15 protein-coding genes and 1 pseudogene are annotated in these 20,039 nt (G+C 57.9%); 7 read left to right on the forward strand and 9 right to left on the reverse strand.

The genetic code is table 11. From position 1 onward, the window contains the following. Positions 1-1,285 precede the first annotated feature (1,285 nt). The gene (locus QMZ05_RS25220; RefSeq protein WP_353703203.1) at positions 1,286-1,630 is read left to right on the forward strand and encodes a hypothetical protein; all 345 of its coding nucleotides are present in this window, start codon (positions 1,286-1,288) and stop codon (positions 1,628-1,630) included. Between the two features lie 1,494 nt (positions 1,631-3,124). On the opposite strand, the gene QMZ05_RS25225 is transcribed toward QMZ05_RS25220, so the two are convergent. Then, the gene (locus tag QMZ05_RS25225) at positions 3,125-4,342 is read right to left on the reverse strand and encodes a hypothetical protein (RefSeq protein WP_353703204.1); all 1,218 of its coding nucleotides are present in this window, start codon (positions 4,340-4,342) and stop codon (positions 3,125-3,127) included. 648 nt (positions 4,343-4,990) lie between these two features. Here QMZ05_RS25225 and QMZ05_RS25230 point away from each other — a divergent pair. The 3 genes from QMZ05_RS25230 to QMZ05_RS25240 all read left to right on the forward strand — a co-directional run bounded on the left by QMZ05_RS25230 (position 4,991) and on the right by QMZ05_RS25240 (position 7,552). Continuing rightward, on the forward strand, positions 4,991-5,740 hold the full coding sequence (locus tag QMZ05_RS25230) for a hypothetical protein (protein WP_353703205.1): 750 nt from the start codon (positions 4,991-4,993) through the stop codon (positions 5,738-5,740). Positions 5,741-5,801: 61 nt separating this feature from the next. Then, positions 5,802-6,473, forward strand: coding sequence for a hypothetical protein (locus QMZ05_RS25235; protein WP_353703217.1), 672 nt, complete (start codon positions 5,802-5,804; stop codon positions 6,471-6,473). 638 nt (positions 6,474-7,111) lie between these two features. Next, a complete protein-coding gene (locus QMZ05_RS25240) occupies positions 7,112-7,552 on the forward strand; it encodes a VirK family protein (protein ID WP_353703206.1) in 441 nt (146 codons plus the stop codon). A gap of 361 nt (positions 7,553-7,913) precedes the next feature. On the opposite strand, the gene dctA is transcribed toward QMZ05_RS25240, so the two are convergent. Beyond that, entirely contained in the window at positions 7,914-9,227 is a 1,314-nt protein-coding gene (dctA, locus tag QMZ05_RS25245) for a C4-dicarboxylate transporter DctA (RefSeq protein WP_353703207.1), read from the reverse strand. 2,490 nt (positions 9,228-11,717) lie between these two features. Continuing rightward, positions 11,718-11,870: a hypothetical protein gene (locus tag QMZ05_RS25250; protein WP_353703208.1), complete on the reverse strand. Its 153-nt coding sequence runs from the start codon at positions 11,868-11,870 to the stop codon at positions 11,718-11,720. A gap of 2,251 nt (positions 11,871-14,121) precedes the next feature. On the opposite strand from QMZ05_RS25250, the gene QMZ05_RS25255 reads away from it, so the two are divergent. Both QMZ05_RS25255 and modC read left to right on the forward strand, forming a co-directional pair. Beyond that, positions 14,122-14,511, forward strand: coding sequence for a hypothetical protein (locus QMZ05_RS25255; RefSeq protein ID WP_353703209.1), 390 nt, complete (start codon positions 14,122-14,124; stop codon positions 14,509-14,511). Next, complete coding sequence (modC, locus tag QMZ05_RS25260; protein ID WP_353703210.1) at positions 14,508-15,674, forward strand: molybdenum ABC transporter ATP-binding protein; 1,167 nt, start codon at positions 14,508-14,510, stop codon at positions 15,672-15,674. The genes QMZ05_RS25255 and modC overlap by 4 nt, the downstream gene beginning before the upstream one ends. A 174-nt stretch (positions 15,675-15,848) precedes the next feature. Here the strand turns inward: modC and QMZ05_RS25265 are convergent, their stop codons facing one another. The 5 genes and pseudogenes from QMZ05_RS25265 to QMZ05_RS25285 form a co-directional block, all read right to left on the reverse strand. Next, a complete protein-coding gene (locus tag QMZ05_RS25265; protein ID WP_353703211.1) occupies positions 15,849-16,199 on the reverse strand; it encodes a hypothetical protein in 351 nt (116 codons plus the stop codon). A gap of 11 nt (positions 16,200-16,210) precedes the next feature. Continuing rightward, on the reverse strand, positions 16,211-17,179 hold the full coding sequence (locus QMZ05_RS25270; protein WP_353703212.1) for a hypothetical protein: 969 nt from the start codon (positions 17,177-17,179) through the stop codon (positions 16,211-16,213). 697 nt (positions 17,180-17,876) lie between these two features. Next, on the reverse strand, positions 17,877-18,047 hold the full coding sequence (locus QMZ05_RS25275; RefSeq protein ID WP_353703213.1) for a hypothetical protein: 171 nt from the start codon (positions 18,045-18,047) through the stop codon (positions 17,877-17,879). Between the two features lie 352 nt (positions 18,048-18,399). Continuing rightward, positions 18,400-18,712, reverse strand: a pseudogene (locus tag QMZ05_RS25280) (ATPase, T2SS/T4P/T4SS family); the annotation flags it as partial. Positions 18,713-18,730: 18 nt separating this feature from the next. Next, entirely contained in the window at positions 18,731-18,952 is a 222-nt protein-coding gene (locus QMZ05_RS25285; protein ID WP_353703214.1) for a hypothetical protein, read from the reverse strand. A gap of 694 nt (positions 18,953-19,646) precedes the next feature. Here QMZ05_RS25285 and QMZ05_RS25290 point away from each other — a divergent pair. After that, a complete protein-coding gene (locus tag QMZ05_RS25290; protein ID WP_353703215.1) occupies positions 19,647-19,835 on the forward strand; it encodes a hypothetical protein in 189 nt (62 codons plus the stop codon). Between the two features lie 29 nt (positions 19,836-19,864). On the opposite strand, the gene QMZ05_RS25295 is transcribed toward QMZ05_RS25290, so the two are convergent. Next, positions 19,865-20,005 (reverse strand): hypothetical protein, encoded by a 141-nt coding sequence (locus QMZ05_RS25295; protein WP_353703216.1) that lies wholly within the window; start codon positions 20,003-20,005, stop codon positions 19,865-19,867. Positions 20,006-20,039 lie beyond the last annotated feature (34 nt).

The raw sequence follows: 20,039 nt of genomic DNA on the forward strand, positions 1-20,039 counted from the left end.
GGCGCGGGCGAGACCGTCCGTTCGATTGCAGAAGCGCTTCAGATCAGTCCCTCCCGTGTGACGAAGTGGAAGACTCTGAGGCGCAAGACGGGAGGCGTTCGCCTGGCGAGATCGGCGGTCACAAGAAGCCGGTTCTGTCCGGCAGGGCCGGATCGACGCTCCGCGCCTGGTCTTTATCGATGAGACGTGGATCAAGACCAACATGGCGCCGCGCGGCTGGGGTGCTGTTTCAGAACAGCGTCGGCCGTCGAGAGGAACGCGGGGAACACATCCTTGATGAAAGTCCCGAGCAGACGCACCCGCCCGTTCTCGTCCATGACAATTTCACTCACGGCTGGCTCGAACCTGCTCGCTTGCGGCTGAATCATGAACTGCGCGAGAGCGATCCGCGATTGCAGATGCATGCACTTATACAATAACCGGCCAGTGTGCAGACGTAGCGCGGCCTCTTCGGCGTCCCGGATCGGCAGTGGCCGCGCAGACCGACTGCATCCGTTCCGAGCGTAATGCGTTTTTCTCCGACACTCCGTGCAGGCCAAGTAGTGTTTCGCCACGCTGAAAAACCGCGCGGCTCAGCTGGTCGGGCGGAGCGTTGAACTGACGCATCCGGTCGAGCACAGCCGCCGCACTCTTCCTGCTCTGCTCCAAGCCGGTGATAGTCCGGGTGACCAAGGCGTTTCATTCATCCGCTGCCTCGAATGCCTCGTTGTGGAGTCGGCGAGCCCGATCGTCGGGCAGAATGCTACGCGCAAATCTGAAGGCACGCTTGGGTAGTGGTCAAATCCGCGGATGACATCCTTGGTTCCATCGAGCGCTTCTGCCGTTACAATGCCCCAGCAGAACACGACGCGACGTCGCGAACTTCCGGATCAGGATACTAGCACCGATTTTCCGAGATGCACCATGCGGTGATCGACCGACGACGGTCCGCTTGTTCGGCGCCAATCGCACCTTATGATCGCCGTCGCGCCAAATATTAGGAACGGCTTCCCGCGTGGAAAGCCCCGACAGCAATGACATGGCCAAAAGCCTCGCTGAGACTTTCAAGCGCGGCGATGTCCCGATCAATCCGTTTCCCTGCGCGCAATTGTGCAAGCATCGACCTCTGGATCGACATTGCAGCTTCGAACATCCCCGCATTGCAGGCTTAGGTATGCGGGGGAGCAATGCGATCGCTTTTCACGTCGTAGCGGTTACCAGCTGTCAAAGGTAACCCAGAAATCAAGTCGAATATTGGGAGGTGCCTTTCGTCCGTCCTTTCCGGTACTCTCAGACGATGAGCTCAATGTCGACGATTGTAGCGGTTGGGGCAATTTTCTTAGGAGAAACCCTTTCGATAATAGCGGAGTTGCTCGCCTCAAAGCAGCTCGGAAAAGCCGATGGGTATCTGACAACGCTCCTGACGATGTTCCTACTGATAACATTCGGTGGTGTCCTGCTAGTCTGCGGATACGCACTCTGCTACATGCATCTCAAGAATATCTGGATAATCATCGCAATATCGGTGGGAGCAATTTTAGTGGTAGAACCGCTTCTCACGCTTCTGCTGTTTCGAGACGCGCCTACGGCCGGTTCGCTGATCGGGCTGGCGCTCGGCGCGCTTGGCACGCTCGCTGCGATATTTTTATGAGCGTGCTCTGAGTGGGTTTAAACGGGCGGCAGCTTCGGCCAAGATCGCACTTGGAAGGAGTCCCGCGAGGTCGGTTCTGCTCAATTCGAACGCGCGGGAACGAAATGTTTCTTGACGGCGCTCTACGTCTAGTCAAGATCTGCGCATGGTTGGATTGGAGAGCGCTTCGGTCGAAGGCGCGCGTCTCGTTCCCGCAAATGAGACATGCGCGGCAGCCGAAGGTCTCCCAATCGATATTACGCCGGGCACTCGTTCCCTCACCGCAATCCTCCAGCCTTCCACGACGCGGGCATGTTTGTGGCGCCCCTCCGGTTTTTGGAATGGCACTCTGCCAAGTCACTTCCATGTAACCATCATATCTCTGATCGTCTCTCCGTAGGTGCCGCTATTGTGCCCACTCACCTGACGACCGCGCAATTATAAGCGCGAAGCCGATAGCACAGTCTCGCCACGCCAGCGTGATGAAATCCAATTCATCCGATTATTAGCGCTCGTTTGGAGCCACATGTGAGCACGGTCCCTCTTGAGCACGAGTGGCGCGCTGTTCCAGTACACTCCCTGGTCAAGGACTATCCATCTCAGCTAGCCGATAAATTCGCTCGTCGTTAGAAATTCTGGCCGAGGAAAGCTGATCCCCCTTGATGCCAATTAACGCTCAGACGTCATGAACTTGGCCGTTCCGCATTGCGCCTCCCGATAGGTCACCCATGGCCAATTTGACGAAGGTCCTCGCATGTGGCTATCGCGAATGACGCCTCCGCGGGGTCAGCAGCTCCCATTATTATTCAGATCCTTGGTCATGTCGCCTTCTGGCGATACGATCTATCGCATGCCGGCATGCCGCCTCTTCCGGCCACGTGCTGAAACCGTCTACAAGGCTCGTCAGATCCCGGTGATTGAAATCAGAGAGCCGCCTATCATGGTCGGCGCGGCGAAAGACCTCATAAAGCGAATGCGACCCCGGCCTGGCGACAGGCCCGCTCCAGGGGCCATTTGCTAAAATCGTTCACCAGGTTCGTAAGTCCCTGCTGGGTATAGTCGGGGAGACGATCGGCGCTACGAACGACCTCACTCGCGATTATGACTGTGGCTTGCCGGCAGGGAGGCATCTTCCGGCCACTTTCTGAAACCATTCACTAGGCTCGATCGATCCTGCTCCGTAAACTGAGAAAGCTGAGTGACACGGCCAAGGATCTCATTTGCGACTGCGACTGTGGCTTGGCGAGACGCGGCCTCTTCTGACCACTTGCTGAAGCCGTTCACGAGGTTCGTCCGGTCCTGCGGAGTAAAGCAAGCAATTTGATCGCAACGACGAAGGACCTCACGACCAATTGCGATTACAGCCCGCCGACAGGCAGACTCTTCCGGCCATTTGCTGAACCCGTTCACCAGATTCGCAAGTCCCTGCTGCGCATGATCACGGAGCCGATCAGCGCAGCGAACGAGCTCAGCTGCGATCACGGTCGTGGCTTGACGACAGGCACCGTCTCCGGGCTATGTGCTTAAACCATTCACCAAGTTCGATAGATCCTGCTCAGCAAGCTGAGAGAGCCGGGCGACACGGCAAACGACTTCGTTCGCGATCGCACCTGCAGCCTGACGAGACGCCGTCTCTTCTGGCAACTTGCTGAAGCCGCTCACCAGCTTCGCCAAGTCATGCGGATTAAAGCAAACAATTTGATTCCCACGGCCAAGAACCTCCCGGGCGATCGCGATCGTGACTTTCTGACAAGGGGGCTCTTCCGGCCACTTGCTGACTCCATTCAGCAGGTTCGCGAGCCCTATTGGCGCAAAGCGAGAGAGTTTGCCGCCGCGCTTCAACATCTCACCAGCGATGGCGACTGTGGCGTGACGACAGCCTTCCTGTTCCGGCGATTTGCTGAACCCGTTTACGAGGACCGCCAGTCCCTGCGGAATAAACTCAGAGAGCCCGATGTCGGCGCAATCGTCGCGGCGACGGATTTCGCGAGCGATCGCGACTATGGCCTTTCTAGTGCTCTCATCTTCACGCCACATGCTGAAACCATTCACCAGCGTCGATAATCCCTGCGGAGTACACTCGGAGAGCCGCGCGCGGTAGTCCCCGCGGCGAACGACTTCATCCGCAATTGCGACCGCGGCATGGCGAAGGGTCGGCTCGTGGGGCCACTTGCTGAAAGCGTTCACCAGCAATGACACATGTTGACTGTTCAGCCGCTGAACTAGTTCGCTCTTTGCCTGACAAAATGCAGCAATTCTGATCGTTCCATTGCGACAATCGGCCATCGCGGAGTGCCGTCCGAACGATGACGCCAACAGCGAGAGGGTCTTGCATTGCATGTTTCCGAGCAGATCATCATCGAGCCTCGATACCCGGGCCGCTATTGCCTTGCAGGCTTCGATGCCAGGTTGGCCTGCAGCCTCCCGACTCAGCACGTTGCATGTCGTGGCGTATCCCCACGATGTTCCGGCGCGAATGTCTTGCTCGAAGCACGCCACAAATCTCAATTGGAAGTCCGCGGCCGCCTTTTGCAGGCACATTGCGCGGTCCGCCATCATCCGCAACTTCTTGCCGTGCTTCACCACTGCAGTCGAGAAGTCGCTGATGTCGCTCGCGCACTCAATCTCGTTCAGGGCGGCATCAAGCAACGCACAATCCTTTCCGAGGTGCGTCGTCGGCACTCTGCGCGGCTCCGCATCGTCGTCATTCCTCTCCGGGACCAAGTTCGACATTGGTCGTCTCTACGGCGCGAGAGCAGTGGTTAAGGAGCTGTTGGTGTTTGAGAACCCCTTATTGCCCGGCTCAGGCGCGGGCTCGACACGAGCACATTCGACACCAACTCCGTCACCACGCATCGCGGCATTTTCCATCATCACACTCACATCAAGAGAATGCGCGTGGCCCTGCACCGGATGCCCCTCATCCTTGAGCTGACTGCGTCCCAACTAGCTCACTCACTGCCGGGCCCCCTCTTGATTTGCCTGTTCATCATCGATGCCCGTGTGCCATCTCTTCCGTCGCGGCTTTTCCAACTCTACAACCTGACGCTACGTGCGGTTCAAGCCATTTTAGTAATGATGCATATTCCAACGACGAGACAGTTATCCGCGCTATCGTCTCAGCAGTTTGGCCTTGTTCCGAATGCTCGATCGGATGTGGGAAATTCTTAGAGCCAACATTTGCGACTGTCGCTCTCTCCGCTCTCTCATCGTCATTGCATTCAACGTCCTGAGCTCGGCAAAGAAAGCTGTCGACGAAACGCTTTGATGATACGTCAACGCGTCAATCGTCCCTCGTTCTGCCATGTTCGCATCCAAAGCAGGCGCCCGCCGCTGGCGCATGTCGCGCCGGCGCGAAAGCGAGTGTCTCAGGGGAATTCCATGGTGAAGCCAGTTGTGATTGTGGTCGGCGCGGACAAGGGTGGCGTTGGAAAGACGACAGTATCGCGAACGCTTCTCGACTACTTCAGCAACAACACCGTGCAGACACGCGCTTTCGACACGGAGTCACCGCGGGGAACGTTGAAGCGCTTCCACCCTGACATCACCGAGATCGTCGACATGACGACGACCGCGGATCAGATGAAGATTTTCGACACCCTGAATTCTGGGCTATCCGTCACCGTGATCGATGCTCGCGCTGGCTTGCTGTCCTCGGCATTGGGTTCCTTGCGCGACATCGGATTTTTGGATGCCGCGCGATCCGGCCAGATCACATTTGCCGTGTTCCATATCCTGGGGCCCTCGATCGCTTCGCTGGACGAGATCGCCGAGACCGCCGATTTCATGAACGGCACGAAATACTTCCTGGTGAAGAACTTCATCAACGACACCCAGTTCTTCCAGTGGGACCAATCGACCTACAATTCCTATTTCCATCGTATCAAGTATGCAACCGAGCTGACCATACCCAAGCTCGACGCGATGGCCTATGAGCAGGTAGAAGTCGCGTCCGTGCCCTTCGTCGACTTCGTCGCAAACAAGGCTCGACGCGATGAGCCAGCGAACTACTCCTTCGTGCTACGCGGTTATGTCCGCCACTGGCTGGCGAGTGTCTGGAGCGAATATGACCGCATCAACTTGACCGAATTGACCGGCGCCAAACCGGTGACCCGCGGCGGCGAGAAATAGCCGCGTACGCGGCGAGCGACGGGCTGAGCCCACGTACGAAACGCGATTGATTCTGCCGGCTATGTTAGCAACGCCCATCTACATCATCTGCTCTCCTAGCCCGCAGGTCGGTAAAACCCTGGTCGCTCGCCTCGTAAGCGAGTTCCTGGTGCTGCAGAACGGCACGGCGCTCTCTTTCGATGTCAATCTGAGGGAGCCGTCATTACTCGATTACCTGCCTCACATCACGGAGACCGCAGATGTGATCGATACCTATGGCAAGATCCAGCTGATCGACCCGCTTATCGTCAACGATCGGGTCGCCAAGGTGATTGATCTCGGCTTTCATGCCTTCGACGAATTCTTCAAGACGTGCGAAGAGATCCGCTTCATGAAGGAGACGGTGCGCCATTACGTCGTCCCGATCATCCTGTTCATTGCAGGCACAGATCGCATGTCCTGGCGCAGTTATGAGATGCTGAGGCGGCAGACCCCGCCAGGAGCGCTGGTCACCGTCCACAATGAATTCGTGCTACGCGGCGCATTGCCTGACGTCATGGATGACGGGCGTGTGATCCGCATCCCGGCGCTGCCGGCATTTCTAAAGGCCTACATAGACAGACTGAGTTTTTCCTTCACTGGATATCTGCGCAACGAGAAGGATTGGTCGACCGAGCTGCATCAATGGATCCGGGGGAATTACACCCTGCTTCGCGACTTGGAACTGAGCGCTCGGATACGCAGATCATATTAGACTCCAGGATTCAATGTCGCTGGCCCAGGCGGCACCATTGCTGGTGAAGCTCAATCGGGTCGACTGCATCAAATGTCCGGTTATGAGCGCGGTCGTTGGCCATTGGCCAAGATGACCTCCGCTATGCGGGGCCACCGCGCGACCTGCGATAGGCAATCGCGCGGGCGGTGCGATGACGGTCGAACCTGCCGAGCCTTGAGCACAGCGGAATGAGTTGATCTCGCTCGGACCTACATGATCCGGTCCATGGGTCTTCCCATCACACTTTGGACTGTTTGGTCTTACTCCGCCCAGATCATGGCGGCGCGCGCATCTGGAGTTGATCGCGGAATACGGAGATACGCGTAGCCGCCTAACCAATAGGCTCACGAAATTCTGCCGCACAGTAGCGACCGATTCGGGTGTGCGGCTCGGTTCTAAGCAAGGGACGCGGAAACCGTAACGTCACTTCGAAAACCTTACATACGAGGTTGTGACGTTCGATTAGCCTTCGCGATGACTAGCCAGCGGTTGCAACGCATGGTGTTGTCGGAAGGCAAACGCGCCAGATGTCTGGGTTCTGCCAACGTGGTTAGGGACACGACGCCGGGCCAGTTGGTGCTTGCGCGAACTTTGATTCCTATCGAGGAGAATACCATATGCAGTTCAGTGGTAGATGCTTGTCGATCGTGTTGGCCTTGCTGTCGGTTGCAGGCGTGAGCGCGATCGCCAGGGCCGACGAGCCCTCGCCGAAATACGCCGAGGTGCTCAGTGCCCTGCAGGACGGCAAGAATGTGAAGGTCATACTGGACCTGAACCGATGCACTACCGCCGATGGCGGCAAGCCCGGACCGGCCGTGCAGGGCGGCCTGGCGATCCGTGCCTTCAGAGTGTCCGCCCAGAACGGCATCAGCTTCGCCGATGCGCATCAAACCCTGGACACCTCGGGACATCCTGTGACCGAATACATTCGCCACAGCCTCGGCCGCGACGGCAAGCTCACCGTGCGGGCCTCCAAGCTGGCTGCCGGAACTGCAGAAGCCGTGAACCAGGGCGAATTCGTTTGCGAACTGCCGGACGGCGCGAAGTTCGTCTGGTAATCGGGGAAAGCGCAGCCAACGGCCGGAGCGCAGTTTCGCGCATCATACTGGTGGCTGGCACGTCCTGCTCTAGTCCACGGGACCTTTGCCGGGCGATAACCGATGCGTCGCCCTGCGCGAGATTAGGCCATCAACTCCGCCGATGGCATGATTGCAACATCAAGCTATGGGTCGGGGTGCCCTCTCCACAGGTTCCCGGCACGGATGTGGGTCCGCCATCCACCGCCAGAGGCAACATGAGATTCAAGCTGAAATGCCCCCCATAGCCGGCGACGATGTCGCTGATGGCGATCAAAGGATCGCGACCGGCGCCATGTTCCTTCGCCGACACTGCTCGCGGAAACACTGGCACTTACCCGTCTCATTCGAGCGTCCCGCTATCGGCGGGTCGGTCTTTCCGGTTGAACAGCTTGCGTAGCGTCGCTTGGTCGAGCTCGCCTTCCCACCAGGACACAAACATTGCCGCAACACCGTTTCCCGTGACATTCGTCAGCGCACGCACCTCACTCATGAACTTATCGATCGAGAAGACGATCGCGATGCCCGGCACCAGCGCGGGACTTACAACGGTTAAGGTCGCTGCGAGCGTGATGAAGCCGGCGCCGGTGACACCGCTTGCGCCTTTCGATGTAAGCATCGCTACAATTATGATTGTAAACTGCTGGCCTAAGGTCAGCTCAATGTCGAGCGCCTGCGCGATGAACAACGTCGCCAACGTCATGTAAATGTTGGTACCGTCGAGATTGAATGAGTATCCAGTCGGCACCACGAGGCCCACCAGCGGCTTCGAGCAACCCAGCCGTTCCAGCTTTTTCATCAGCTGCGGCAGCGCGCTTTCCGAAGACGAGGTACCCAGCACGATCAATAGCTCATCCTTGATATACGCAATGAACTTGAAGATGGAAAAGCCGATCAAGCGCGCAATCAGGCCGAGCACAAGCACAACGAAGAGCGCGGCCGTGGCATAGAACAGGATGATCAATCCGACCAGATTGCCGAGCGCAGCTGGTCCGAATTTGCCGATCGTGAAGGCCATGGCGCCAAAGGCGCCGATCGGCGCCGCCTTCATCACGATGGCAATGACGCCGAATACTGCGTGCGCGGCATCGTCAATGATCCCACGCAACCGCTCACCCTTCTCGCCCAGGGCCATCAGCGAAAAGCCCAACAGAATGGCAAACAGCAACACTTGCAGGATGTCGCCCCGCGCCAGCGCGCCGACCACGCTGTCCGGAATGATGTTGAGGACGAAATCGACCCCCTTCTGCGCTTCGGATTTGTTGACCAGGCCGGCCACAGCCGCGGCATCGGGCTTGACCGCGAGCCCATGGCCGATCGGGAACAGATTGCCTACGACCAGACCAAGGAGCAGCGCAAAAGTGGAAACGACCTCAAAATAGACCAGCGCTTTGATGCCGACCCGGCCGACCTTTCCGGCATCTTGAATATGTGAAATGCCGGACACGACGGTGCAGAAGATGATCGGCGCGACAAGCATTTTGATCAGCTTGATGAACCCATCGCCGAGCGCCTTGATCCAGTCATTTGTCGCAACAGAAGGCCACAAGTAGCCGACCATGACGCCGATCAGGATTGCGACAAGTACCTGGACATAGGTGACTTTATACCAGGAGCGCGAGGGCGCCGCCTGCGGAGCGGCTGCGATGATTACCATGATGGCCCCTTCCCAGGCGAACAAGGACACGCGCCGCAGCCGCACGCGGCAGGTCTTCTCATCTCGGCGGGATTACCTGAAGCCCCGCTTTTCAGGGCAACCAATGCTGCTTGTGGCCTCATGAGGCCGAGCGAGCCGGAAGAGCCGGGTCGCGTCTTGCCGGACCAACATCCGATTGGCGCCCCCAGCATTATTTTTACATTGACGAACGACGCTCTCACGCGAGACCGGAGACGTCGGCATAGAGCCACACGGTTGCTACGCCGGACAGGATTTCGGAGCGCGGCTCCCGGCAAACTATAGATAGGTACGGCGATGATTTCCGCATGGTCGCACTTGACCGCCGCTAGTTCGTCACCGTCGAAAGTCGCGACCGCGCGAGCCGCGACAAGCCCAACACGAAGTTGGCCGGATTTTGCGGCTGTCGTTCGATGGTGTGCGCTGCCACGGGCCTGTCCGCTGTGTGCGAGCGGAAAGCGGATGACATTTCGGTCGTGGACCCGATCGAGATAATTCGCCAGTGCCGCGACATGCGAGTAGCGATGACGGGATCCTGAGGACGGCCAACGAATGCCGGCACGGGTTCCCAGGATAAGGATCTGTCGTATCTTCCTTATCAGCCCACCTTCGACGAATCTCTTCGCCACGTCCAACCTCCCTCACTGGCGACTGCAACGCTTACAATGGTCGCCGCTTATCTTGTTCTCCCCATCCAGCAAATGGCATGCCGCCAAAGAAGGGGGCGAGCTTTGCCCTAAACGGGCAAAACACCAGGCGCTTTGCGACGTTCTGCGGGACGTTTGCACCTTAGTCGGACTTGCGACATGAGGCCTTCAACTGGACATTGCGGAAACACGACAAAACGTTGACAGGCTGACGTGCTTTTCGTGCTGGACTAGCCCCTCTGGACCACGTCCTCCTATGAAGGTCTCACTCAGGGGCTTGCCTACCGGCTTGCGCGACCGAGCCCGGTCCGAGATTTTCAATTCAGCACCGTTCGAATGTGACACGGCCGGCGATAAAGCATCACCGGGTTCGGCGCGGCCGGATCGAACGGGTTTCCAAAGTCTGCTGACGAGTTTTCGGTGCCGGGCAGTCCGCTGTCTCGGCTCATCTCTGTTGATCGAGCACGTGCTAACGATCGTTCTCGGACGGTCACAGCGGCGGAGCTCCTTCGGACCGGGAAGGATCCGTCAGGACATCAATCTTGGCTCTTGCGGTAAGGTCGAACGTCATCCACCTGAAAAGCAGGTGCAACGTTCTCGGACGTCCGCGAGAACCGCCACGTCATCGGCATCGATATCAAGCTCGCGGGGCGCCAACTCCAAACCCACGGCGCGACGATGGCCCCTCGTTCCTCGACACCCACGCCTGGAACATGCCGGATGGGCAATCTGGTGTTTTAGAGCTGATTCATCAAACGAGCACATCTCGTCCGAGTACCAGTTGTCAGGACAATAACCGCGAATGCCTCCTGCACGACAATTTCCTTTCTTGTTCCGCAATCGATAGTGACCGCATCCCGCGTCAATTGAGAGCGATGCTGCTCGCAACCACGGACCTCTTCGAGCCTGCATACAGTGAGATTCCGCCACTCACGGAACATGACGTCTCCAATCGAAAACTCGCAAAGTTCGCAAGGCACTCAAGCGTCACAATATCGATACCTTTATCACTCCATGAGCGTATTGCCTTAGAAACTTCATAGGACTTGCGGCTTCCGCTGCGACCAGCCTCGGTTTAAGGCCTTTGCTGCTATGTGGTGTGTACCCAACCTCCTCGGGACGGTGCAGGAATTCCCCAACGGGCACGCCGACAATGCGGATAAAATTCGTGATCTACCGCAAATGACCATCAAACGCGCGGTGACAGAGTGATATCGATTGAACGCTTCGCGTATACTGAACTATCGGCAAAGCCCCCGAAGCAGATTGGCCCGCGCCTTGCAAAAGCTTAGACACGAAACCAGTCGGCATAACGTGGCGTGATGGAGCGGTGGCTTGTTGCGTAACGGCACGATTGGTCATTTCAAGGGTTAGTTGGAAGTTAGTCGGCGTGCGCGATGAGCTCGGTTGATGATAAGCTCAGTGAAATCAGATCGGTACGCAACCACATTTGGCGTTGTCGTAAGTTGCTTCAGACAGAATTACCGGATGTGGATCGGAAGCTCATTGAGAATCGCCTTCTTGAACAGCATTCTGCCTTTGAGAAGCTGTTAGCGAAAACATTTCCTTTGACTTTCCGGCTCTGAAATAAGTTCGCGGCCGGTGCCGCCAAAACCGTGCGATGAATGTTTGGATGCTTTCGGACCATGGCATACCGTTACTGAGAGTTGCCTAAGCGCACTTCTTCGCCTTCACAGTGCAGTTTCATTAGAGAATGCCGTAATGGGCACAATTGCCAATTCCAGAAAGACGTTGGAAGCTGACGTAGACGGCCTTTCTTGCTCGATCCGGTGACTGATCCTCGAGCAAGGCGAACCGATCCCCGTCAACAATCCCGCAACAACGGCACCGCCTCCCGCATCTTCGCGAGCACCGTGAACTCGGCGTGCGGCAAACGACCAATCAGATCGAGCGCCACTCGATAAAACTGGAACAGAAACTTCGCCCACCAACTCCACAGCGGCGATGGCAGCTTCACTGTTGGATCAAGGTTCGCGGAGTTGCCTGCACCGCCTCCAATGATCGCAACTGCGGCGGCCGCCCAAGACCGTACTCCAGACCGCATCGTAGCCCCACTGTCGCGACGTGTGCCATCTATCGATGGCCGGATGACAATTAGCTACGCTCGTAGTCACGTGTCCGTCAGGGGACCAGCTACCAATCTTGGCGGGGCGAGGTCTCTTTCTTCCCTACTGATTGCCTCGATTCCCTCGGCGCAACAACAGTCTGGGTCGCATCAGTTCGACGGCTTGTCGTGATACTGTTGCGATCTTGCAGCCCGGACGCTCTCTTCTGAGCGGAGACGCTCAGAGGTGGCCGTTTGTTGATGCCGCCTCGTCGCAAGCCTCCCCTTCTCTCCGTCGCGCCCGGAACCGCGCGACGACATTTGTCACGCAACGCTTTAAAGTTATCCCTGAGACAAAACATAGCGGCGTCTGGGTCATCACGCCCAGTAAAGTGGTCACAGAAGCGTATCAAGTCCGGCCTGCAAGACGCTAACGTCCCTGCCGGCCTCAGATCTCGCGCTCGAGCGTGTTTTGTATACACAGTTGTTGTCGCTAAAATAGCGAGGGCTACTACAAAGCGATATGCCATGCAGATCCAATACGTGCGTCGCTTTTGATTCACCATATCTCTCTTAAGCTAGACGTCCTTCGCTCTTGTCTTGCGCAATGTGCAACATGGCCTGTCAACCAGAAGACAAGGCGAAGCTCTTGAAGCATAGTCGGCAGGGACGCGCTCTCTTACCTCCCCAGATCAGGGCAGCGCTCTCGGCTCCTTGACGCCACGCAATACTCGCAACCGAGACCAACTTGATTTGCGGCCGAGCAGCGGCAGAAATTGGCATACGAAGCTCTCGCTGCGGACCTGAGCGCGCGATCAATTTGAGGGCGCCGCTCACGCCTGTTCATAATCTGACCATCAAGCGATGACCCGGTTGGCTCGCGCGCAGACCCAAACGATCTTTGCTGCGATAAGAGTTGGACGAACGACACCCCGACAAGAGGATCGAATCCGGGCCGGGATGTCCGGTGATCCCGCGTCAATCAAATCCAGTGCGTCGATGATGCCATAGCCGTTTGAAGAGAGTAAGCAGTTCACCCCAATCGTCGGCACCTGACGTCTATGACACGTGCGGCCATGCCAAATTCGACCATCTGCGAAGAGCGGCGCGCGGAACATCGAAGACCGCACTTCGCCCCGGAGTCCGCTCTCCAATCCAGCAGCGCCAACGCTAGGACGTTCCGCTCTGATCTCGCACTGCTCGTCCTGCTTTGGTGCAGCTTGACCCGCACCACCTATGCCGAGCAATGCCACTTCGCATACTGAGCTCTTCACAAGGATACGCAAGGGGCCTTGCGAAGTGCGCGATCCGAGTGGCATTCGAATTCTTTACTGCCCGACGTGAAGCTTCGAGAGGCGACAGCCGCCCGCCTTCGATCGTACAACCTGACGCTACGTACGCTTCAAGCTCTTTTGCGCGCTGGTTGCGAAGATATTCTTCCTCGTACGTCTCGAAGCACCTGGCCGGCCACGACCGTTCAAACCGACGGTGCAGAGAGATTCAAAACCGTGACCGCCTCCTCCTTCACTGCAAACGGATTGATCGTCAGTTATCCGGCGGCCCTGTCCGACCAGATCATCCGTCTCGATCTCGACAGCGATCGAGGCCAGGCGGTCACTTCCAGCGATCCAGCGAGGAGGCGGACGACCTCGTCCGCGTTGAAGGTTCGTTGACGGTGGCGGTAGTCCGGTGCGATTGAGCCGCTGCCGATGATCGAACCGGTCCGCGCATCGATGCAGATGGCCCCCAAAGGCGTCGCCGTCGAGTTCGAGTCCGCCTCTCGTCGGCTGTCCGTGTCCGGTTGGAGACACCAACGTCGGAAGCTGGACGGATACCGCGCGGCCATTCCAGGACGCTGCGCCGGCTGTACTTGCGAATTTCACCACGATCAAGCAACGCGCGCACATTCATCGAGCGGCACGCAGATTGCTGTGATGAGGAGCCAAGGGCGGCCGCAAGGAAAGCGGCGCGACAGCTCGCGCTCGGGGTTCCTGATGAAGCTGAGACTAGCCCAGTTGATTCTGATCGTTGCAGCTCTGATGCTGCTCACGCTCGGAAGGGCTGAAGCGGTGAACATCAATTGTGGCGGTCAGAGCTCACCTTGCGCTACCCGCCCAGGAAATTGCAGCGCCGTTTAAACCGAAGACCCCGACACGAGGCCCTGGTGAGCTATGGTACGAGCCGATCGTTCTACAGCCAGACTATCCAGGCCGATTCATTTCAGGTGGCTCTGCCTACCGACGAGTCCCGCCCCAGCAGAGTGATCGGCCATGGCACCGCAGTTCCGCCAAGCAACTTCACCTGCCCGATCGGCGGCCGCGCGCCGCGCAATTCGACCGCGGCGTTGATGAGTGACACGGAGGCGCTCAAAATGCCGGGCATCATAAAACCGATGGTCTGCAATCCTGCCCCCGCTCCTTATGGCATAGCCGCGGGGCAGACGTCATCCTCAAGCGAGACAGGCTGGCTTGCCGGCAGCATCGTGATGTTAGGGCTTGCGGTAGTCTTGATCGTAACCTTGATCGAACGATACGGCCCGGGCACGAGCGCGTGAGGACAGCAAAACCGGGCCGTATCGAAGTCGCCTTCAGCGGCTCTATCGCGAGCATTCCGATCGATGCGCAATTCAGCCTACCGGCAAGTGGCATGACGGCTATTTTCGGCCCACCAGGGTGCGGCAAGACCACGGTGGCGCGTTGCATCGCAGGCTTCCAGCATTTGCCGACTGGTTTCTGTAAGATCGATGGCGAGGTGTGGCAGGATGAGACCACGTTCCGCCCGGCGCATCTGCGTCCCGTCAGCTATGTGTTCCGGCATCCGACCATTCTTGCCCATTTGTCTGTCAGATGCCATTTGCTCTATGCCGCGCCCAAATCGGAACCAACGCTGATCGGTTTTGAGGAAGTGGTCGAATTGCTCGGCTTGACATCACTCCTTGACCGTTCTCCCTCACATCTCTCCGCCGGCGAGCGGCAGCGCGTCGCCGTGGCCCGCGCGCTGCTGTCCCAGCCCCGATTACTTGTGATGGATGAACCACTTGCCTTGCTCGATCGCTCCGCCAAGCGCGAGATTCTGCCGTTCATCGAGCGCATGCATGAAACGCTCACGCTGCCGATGATCTATGTCAGCCACGATTTGGCTGACGTCGAGCGCTTTGCTGATCATCTTGTCATGATGGAACACGGCAGGGTGACTGCGGCAGGGCCGTTGCATATCTTGCAGAGCGATCCAACGCTCTGGCTTGCGGCGCGTAGCGAAGCCGCCATGAGCCTTGATGCCCTGGTCGGCGGCTATGACGGGCGTTATGGGCTCATCATCCTCCGCCTCAAAGGTGCGCGCCTGTTGGTGCCGGGACCACCGCTCAAACCCGGCGCACGTCAAAGGCTACGCATCGCAGCCAGCGACGTCGGCATTGCTCGCGAGGCACCGCGCGCAAACTCCATCCTCAATGTCTTTCCAGCGCGCATCAAGGCCTCTTTGCCGTTCAGCGCGGCGGAGGTCACATTGGTGCTTGCGCTCGAGACTGGAGATTCAGGCGCACAGATCCTGGCGCGCATCACGCGCCGCGCCTTTCATGAACTGGGCCTCAGGGATGGAATGGACATATTCGCCGAGATCGCACGCATCTCTCTGGTCTCGGCCTCTGAACGGCCGCTGCACGCCGTTTCGACCTCGAACTTATCGACAAATGCTGGACCGACAAGCACCGCGAGGTGACGCCACGACAATAGGATGAGCCTGCGACTGTCGGCCCCCTTCCAAAACGGCTGCCGCAGCGCCTCGACCCAGCATGTCCTTTGACGGGAGCTCAGGAATAGAAGTTCAGCGAACGTACTGACGACACGGCGGGCACGATCACGCACCTTCAAGTGTCGTCAGCGCCCTGCCCACTCACCCCGGAATGTAAACGCATCCCGGATCGTCGGGTGGACAGTCACAATCGCCGATCATCTTAGACAGATTCAAGAGTTGCGGCCTATCCTTCACGAAGTCCTTGATCGCCGTCAGGCTTTTGCGGCGCACCTTGAGGAACTGTCCGGAACCCGCAAGATGCGCATTGAGCTCATCACCCAGGCCGGCGTTGTGTATGGCAGTCATGATCTTTGCCAAGCCGTGCACTCCGAAGTCGACGTGGGTTCCTCCCGAACGAGCAGGCTTTGGCGGAGCGGCCTTCTTGCTAGCTTTCCGCGCCTTCCGCGCCTGAGATGGTTTTCGGGTCTTCGCCTTTTTGACTTTTGCCATGTCAGACTCCCTTATAGTGCTGGCTTGAAAATCTTCAGTGCTAGAAATTGCTGAACTGCCAGCGCGGCGCCTTGTTCGGCTCTTCCACCTGAAGCGGTGATAAGCGAACCTTCATAAATCGGACCCCGGGCCATATCGAGGATCCTTGCCTCACCCTTGTCCAGATACAAGCCCACCGTCAGCTGGTGCGTATCCTTGCGCGATACCGTAACGGGAAAGCTCACGTCAGTGACTTGTAGCTGCGGCCCTGAGGGCGCGAAGACAATCTTGGGCGATGCTCCGCCGCCGATGGCCGTGGTGAACTGAAGCTGCTGAACCATGCTCGGCGGCCCCTTTTTCACCGTCGCAACGTCCTTGTTGAGCTCATCGAGATTCTCAAACAGGCTCATCAAGGTGAATTCCTTGATCAACTTGGCGAGCCCGACTTTTCCCGCGATCGGGTAGACGTAATCCTCAGTTCTCACCAGATGGTTCGCGCAATAGCTCCCGCTCGTCTTTTGAACGAGGTTCCCAAAGTTGTCCGTGATCGTAAACGACCATTCGTTCTGTCTCTGCCTGTCGAAGTTTCCGGTGAGGCCGAGGGTCACCAGTGAAGTCATGGGCGTCGGCCGAATGAGGTTCGCAGCCGGATCTATGTTGTTCGTCTCCAGGCCCGCCAGATCGTAATAGTAGGCAATGCCCGTGCTGTAGAGCAGCTTTGTCACCGTACGGGCGAAACCAGTCACCTGAGACGGATCGAAGGCTCGGATCGCCTCGGGATTCTCGTTGTAGGCCCGCTTCAGCTCGTTACCGACGGCAAAGGAGTAATCGTCGAGTTTCTTCTTGTTCATGTTGTTGTCGGAGCTCGTGAGATAGCCGAGCAACGCGTCAATTACAGCCTGCCGTGCTTCACAGCGGATCTGCCTTGCAATATTGGATGCTGAAACATGCGCGACGTCATCCGTGACCGGTGCAATGGCGCATCCGCTCAGTACGGACAATGCACAAAACAAAACTGGGCGATTGCCCCTCGTCCGTAATCTCATCGCGCCCCAACAAATCATTGAAAAACATCCGAAAATCTTGAAGCCAAAAAATCGGCTTAGAAAGCAGAAGATCGAGAAATTCGATCTCGCAGGTTATGGATCGAGCCTTCGAAAACGGAGGCGCGTGCTAGTGCTGCTGCGAGCGGACCACGCCAGCGGGTTAAGCCCCGTGCTCCGAAAAGCCGTGAGCCTTCTCCTCCGAACGGCAAGCAAAGAGCGCGATACGGCAGACCGGTCCGACGTGTTCTTTGCGAAAGCCGAGGTCTCATCATAGAATAGAGCTCCCCCTTCGGATCAAGGACAACGCCCCGGCGGGCTTGGCTCGCCCCGAGGTGACGCTAGCGTTGGCTCCCCAGCGCCTCCACTCGCCGACAGACTGCAGAATGCACAGCTCCTTTTGAGAAATCTAACAAACTGCTCAATTGCGGCCGCCCGCGATGCTCCAGCCAACGCGCTCTCTTGCTGTGGTGCCGGGCAGATCAACTTGCCTCGCGTTCTCCTCGGGGCGAGGTGCAGCTTATCCAGTCCATGTCTTGTCGCTCCACCGTCAAAGACGGAGAGACTCGCCTACCGCAAATTGTTAACGCGTTGGGCCTGTCGCCGCGCGCTGCAGTCCGTCGGTAGGCGTGGAAATTGGACGGCGGACCTTGGATCAGTCGAGCTTCTTGCAGTCATTGCAGCGCGGCCTTGCAGCCTCACCAGGCTTGCGGTGAGCTTGCTTGATCGTCTTTCCGGCGGGACAATTGTCGCGGTCGTGATAGACGTTACGGTGGGACGGCGGATATTCGGGCGAGTCAGTGTGGTAGGGAGCTACTTTTGACATTTAACGTCCTCTAATAGCGACGATTGAGTAATGGTTGATAACAATCGAACGTTGACGGCGCAATCAGACACCCTGTCCGAAACGTACGATCGTCAACCCAGCTGCTGGACGCCTGTCCGCTCCGTAGACGATGCAACGTGCGGATGAACGCATCCCGAAAATCGCCCCGTCCACGACTGGCTTGAGCGCGAGCGGGTCATGAAGATGCTGCCGCACGATCGACAACCGTGACGACGTTGACATCAACATCGCTCTCGGGATGGCAAAAGAAGGCTTTCACCGAATTTGGTGCGACACGCCCTGACCATCGGATGTCGCGGCTCGCTTACAGAGGTTATCCAGTTCATCAGCTTTGAATCAGCTGTTCAAGGCGGCGAAGCGCGCCCAGCGCCCCGCCGGCGTGAATCGTTCTGATCCCACCGGCATGACCGGTACCCCAGACTTTGAGGAGCTCCACGGCTTCGCTGCTCCGCGCCTCGCCAATCGGAATGCGGTCGGGGCGCAAACGCAGGGAGGATCGGACCAGATCGGACAGGGACGCGACACCATCCTTCGTGCGCAGCGCGACCAGATTCGGGGCGCGTCACTGCAGCTCGCGTGTGTCCTCGATCAGGACCACGCGATCGGTGGTGCCGGCGATCTCGAAAGAGCAGTTCGTTGGTGATCCGCGTCATGCTCAACGCCTACACCAGTCTGACGGAGCGGGTGGAGACGCCCTGCACGCAGCCTTCCTGCACCACGTCGGCGGTTCCTTGAATCAGGTTGTGTCGTGCATGCTGGGCCTGCTGATCGAGAACGTGACGCTCAGCAAGGGAGATACGCTCCATGTAGATGTCTCGCTTCGTCGGCGGCACGACGCGTTCGCCTGATTTATCGCTGCCGAAGTCGTGTGTCGAGTTGCGCACGACATCGTAAAGGCGAGGTCGATGACCTCTCAGGTTCTACGAATTGGCCTTGATGGCCTCCTTACGCGCCAATCCTCGCTGTCGTACCTTTCCACCGGCAACTGCAATCTTGTGGCTCGTTCGTGGCGGTCTTCATTTCGAAACTCGCGCTCGCGGTGCTCGAATTTTGTTAGCTCGTCATTCGCCGCTCGCATGAAATCAGCGTGCGAGCGACCGGCGACTTCGGTGCGGGCAGGCATACTCGTCTCCTGACAACTTGGTCACAATGTAAGCCGAAAAATGCCGGCGAGCGACCCTTTATAGCTCTGATTATCTTGAGTGTTCCGCAGCTAAATCGCAATGAATCAGGCGCGATCCTAAGCGAAACGTGGCGGGAACACCTAACAGAGCACGATGAATCAAAGACTTAGCAGCTCTTGCGTCGCATACAGGGTCCTGCCTCGACAAGGCCTGTGGCCGACGCCGGGCGCCGACTGGCCTTGTCGGATTGGATCGCGTTGACGATCGCAGCGCCAACGCCCGTCACGCATTGGTCCCATCCAGCTCTCTTACAGTAAACTGCGCGACCGCCGCCGGTGTGAGCATCGTCCCGGCTTCGTAATTTCATCAGGCCCGGCTCGCTTAACCACACGCCATCCAACAGCTAGCTATCTTGAACGATCCGCCGTACAAACGAGATTATTTGGTGAATCCCATGCTGGACGATGAATTTAACAGGCAGCGGGCTCGTCTGGTTCGCGAACTTGCCGATCGGGCCGACCCGTTTATCAAGCGGCGGCTCCTGGATCTTGCGTCCCGGTACGAGCAGCCCCGGAAGACCAAGCCGCTGGTGCTCCCCTCCATAAACGTTGAGGAGCATCTCGACCACGGGGACGATGGCTAGGCTGCCCCCTAAACAAGCCGGCCCGGCTCCTATTTCTTTTTAGGATTCTTCTCAGACTCGGCTTCGGCCTCGACCTGTTCAAGCACGGCTTTTCGTTTGTATTCGTCGTCGATCTTCGAAAATGCACGAAATAGCCTGAGCGCCTGCAATTCTCTCTGCGTTGCCTTCATCCTGTTCCTCCACCGGTCCTATATCCGAGGGCGC

The organism is Bradyrhizobium sp. INPA03-11B (assembly GCF_040446015.1).
In the GTDB taxonomy this organism is placed as follows: Bacteria; Pseudomonadota; Alphaproteobacteria; order Rhizobiales; family Xanthobacteraceae; genus Bradyrhizobium; species Bradyrhizobium macuxiense_A.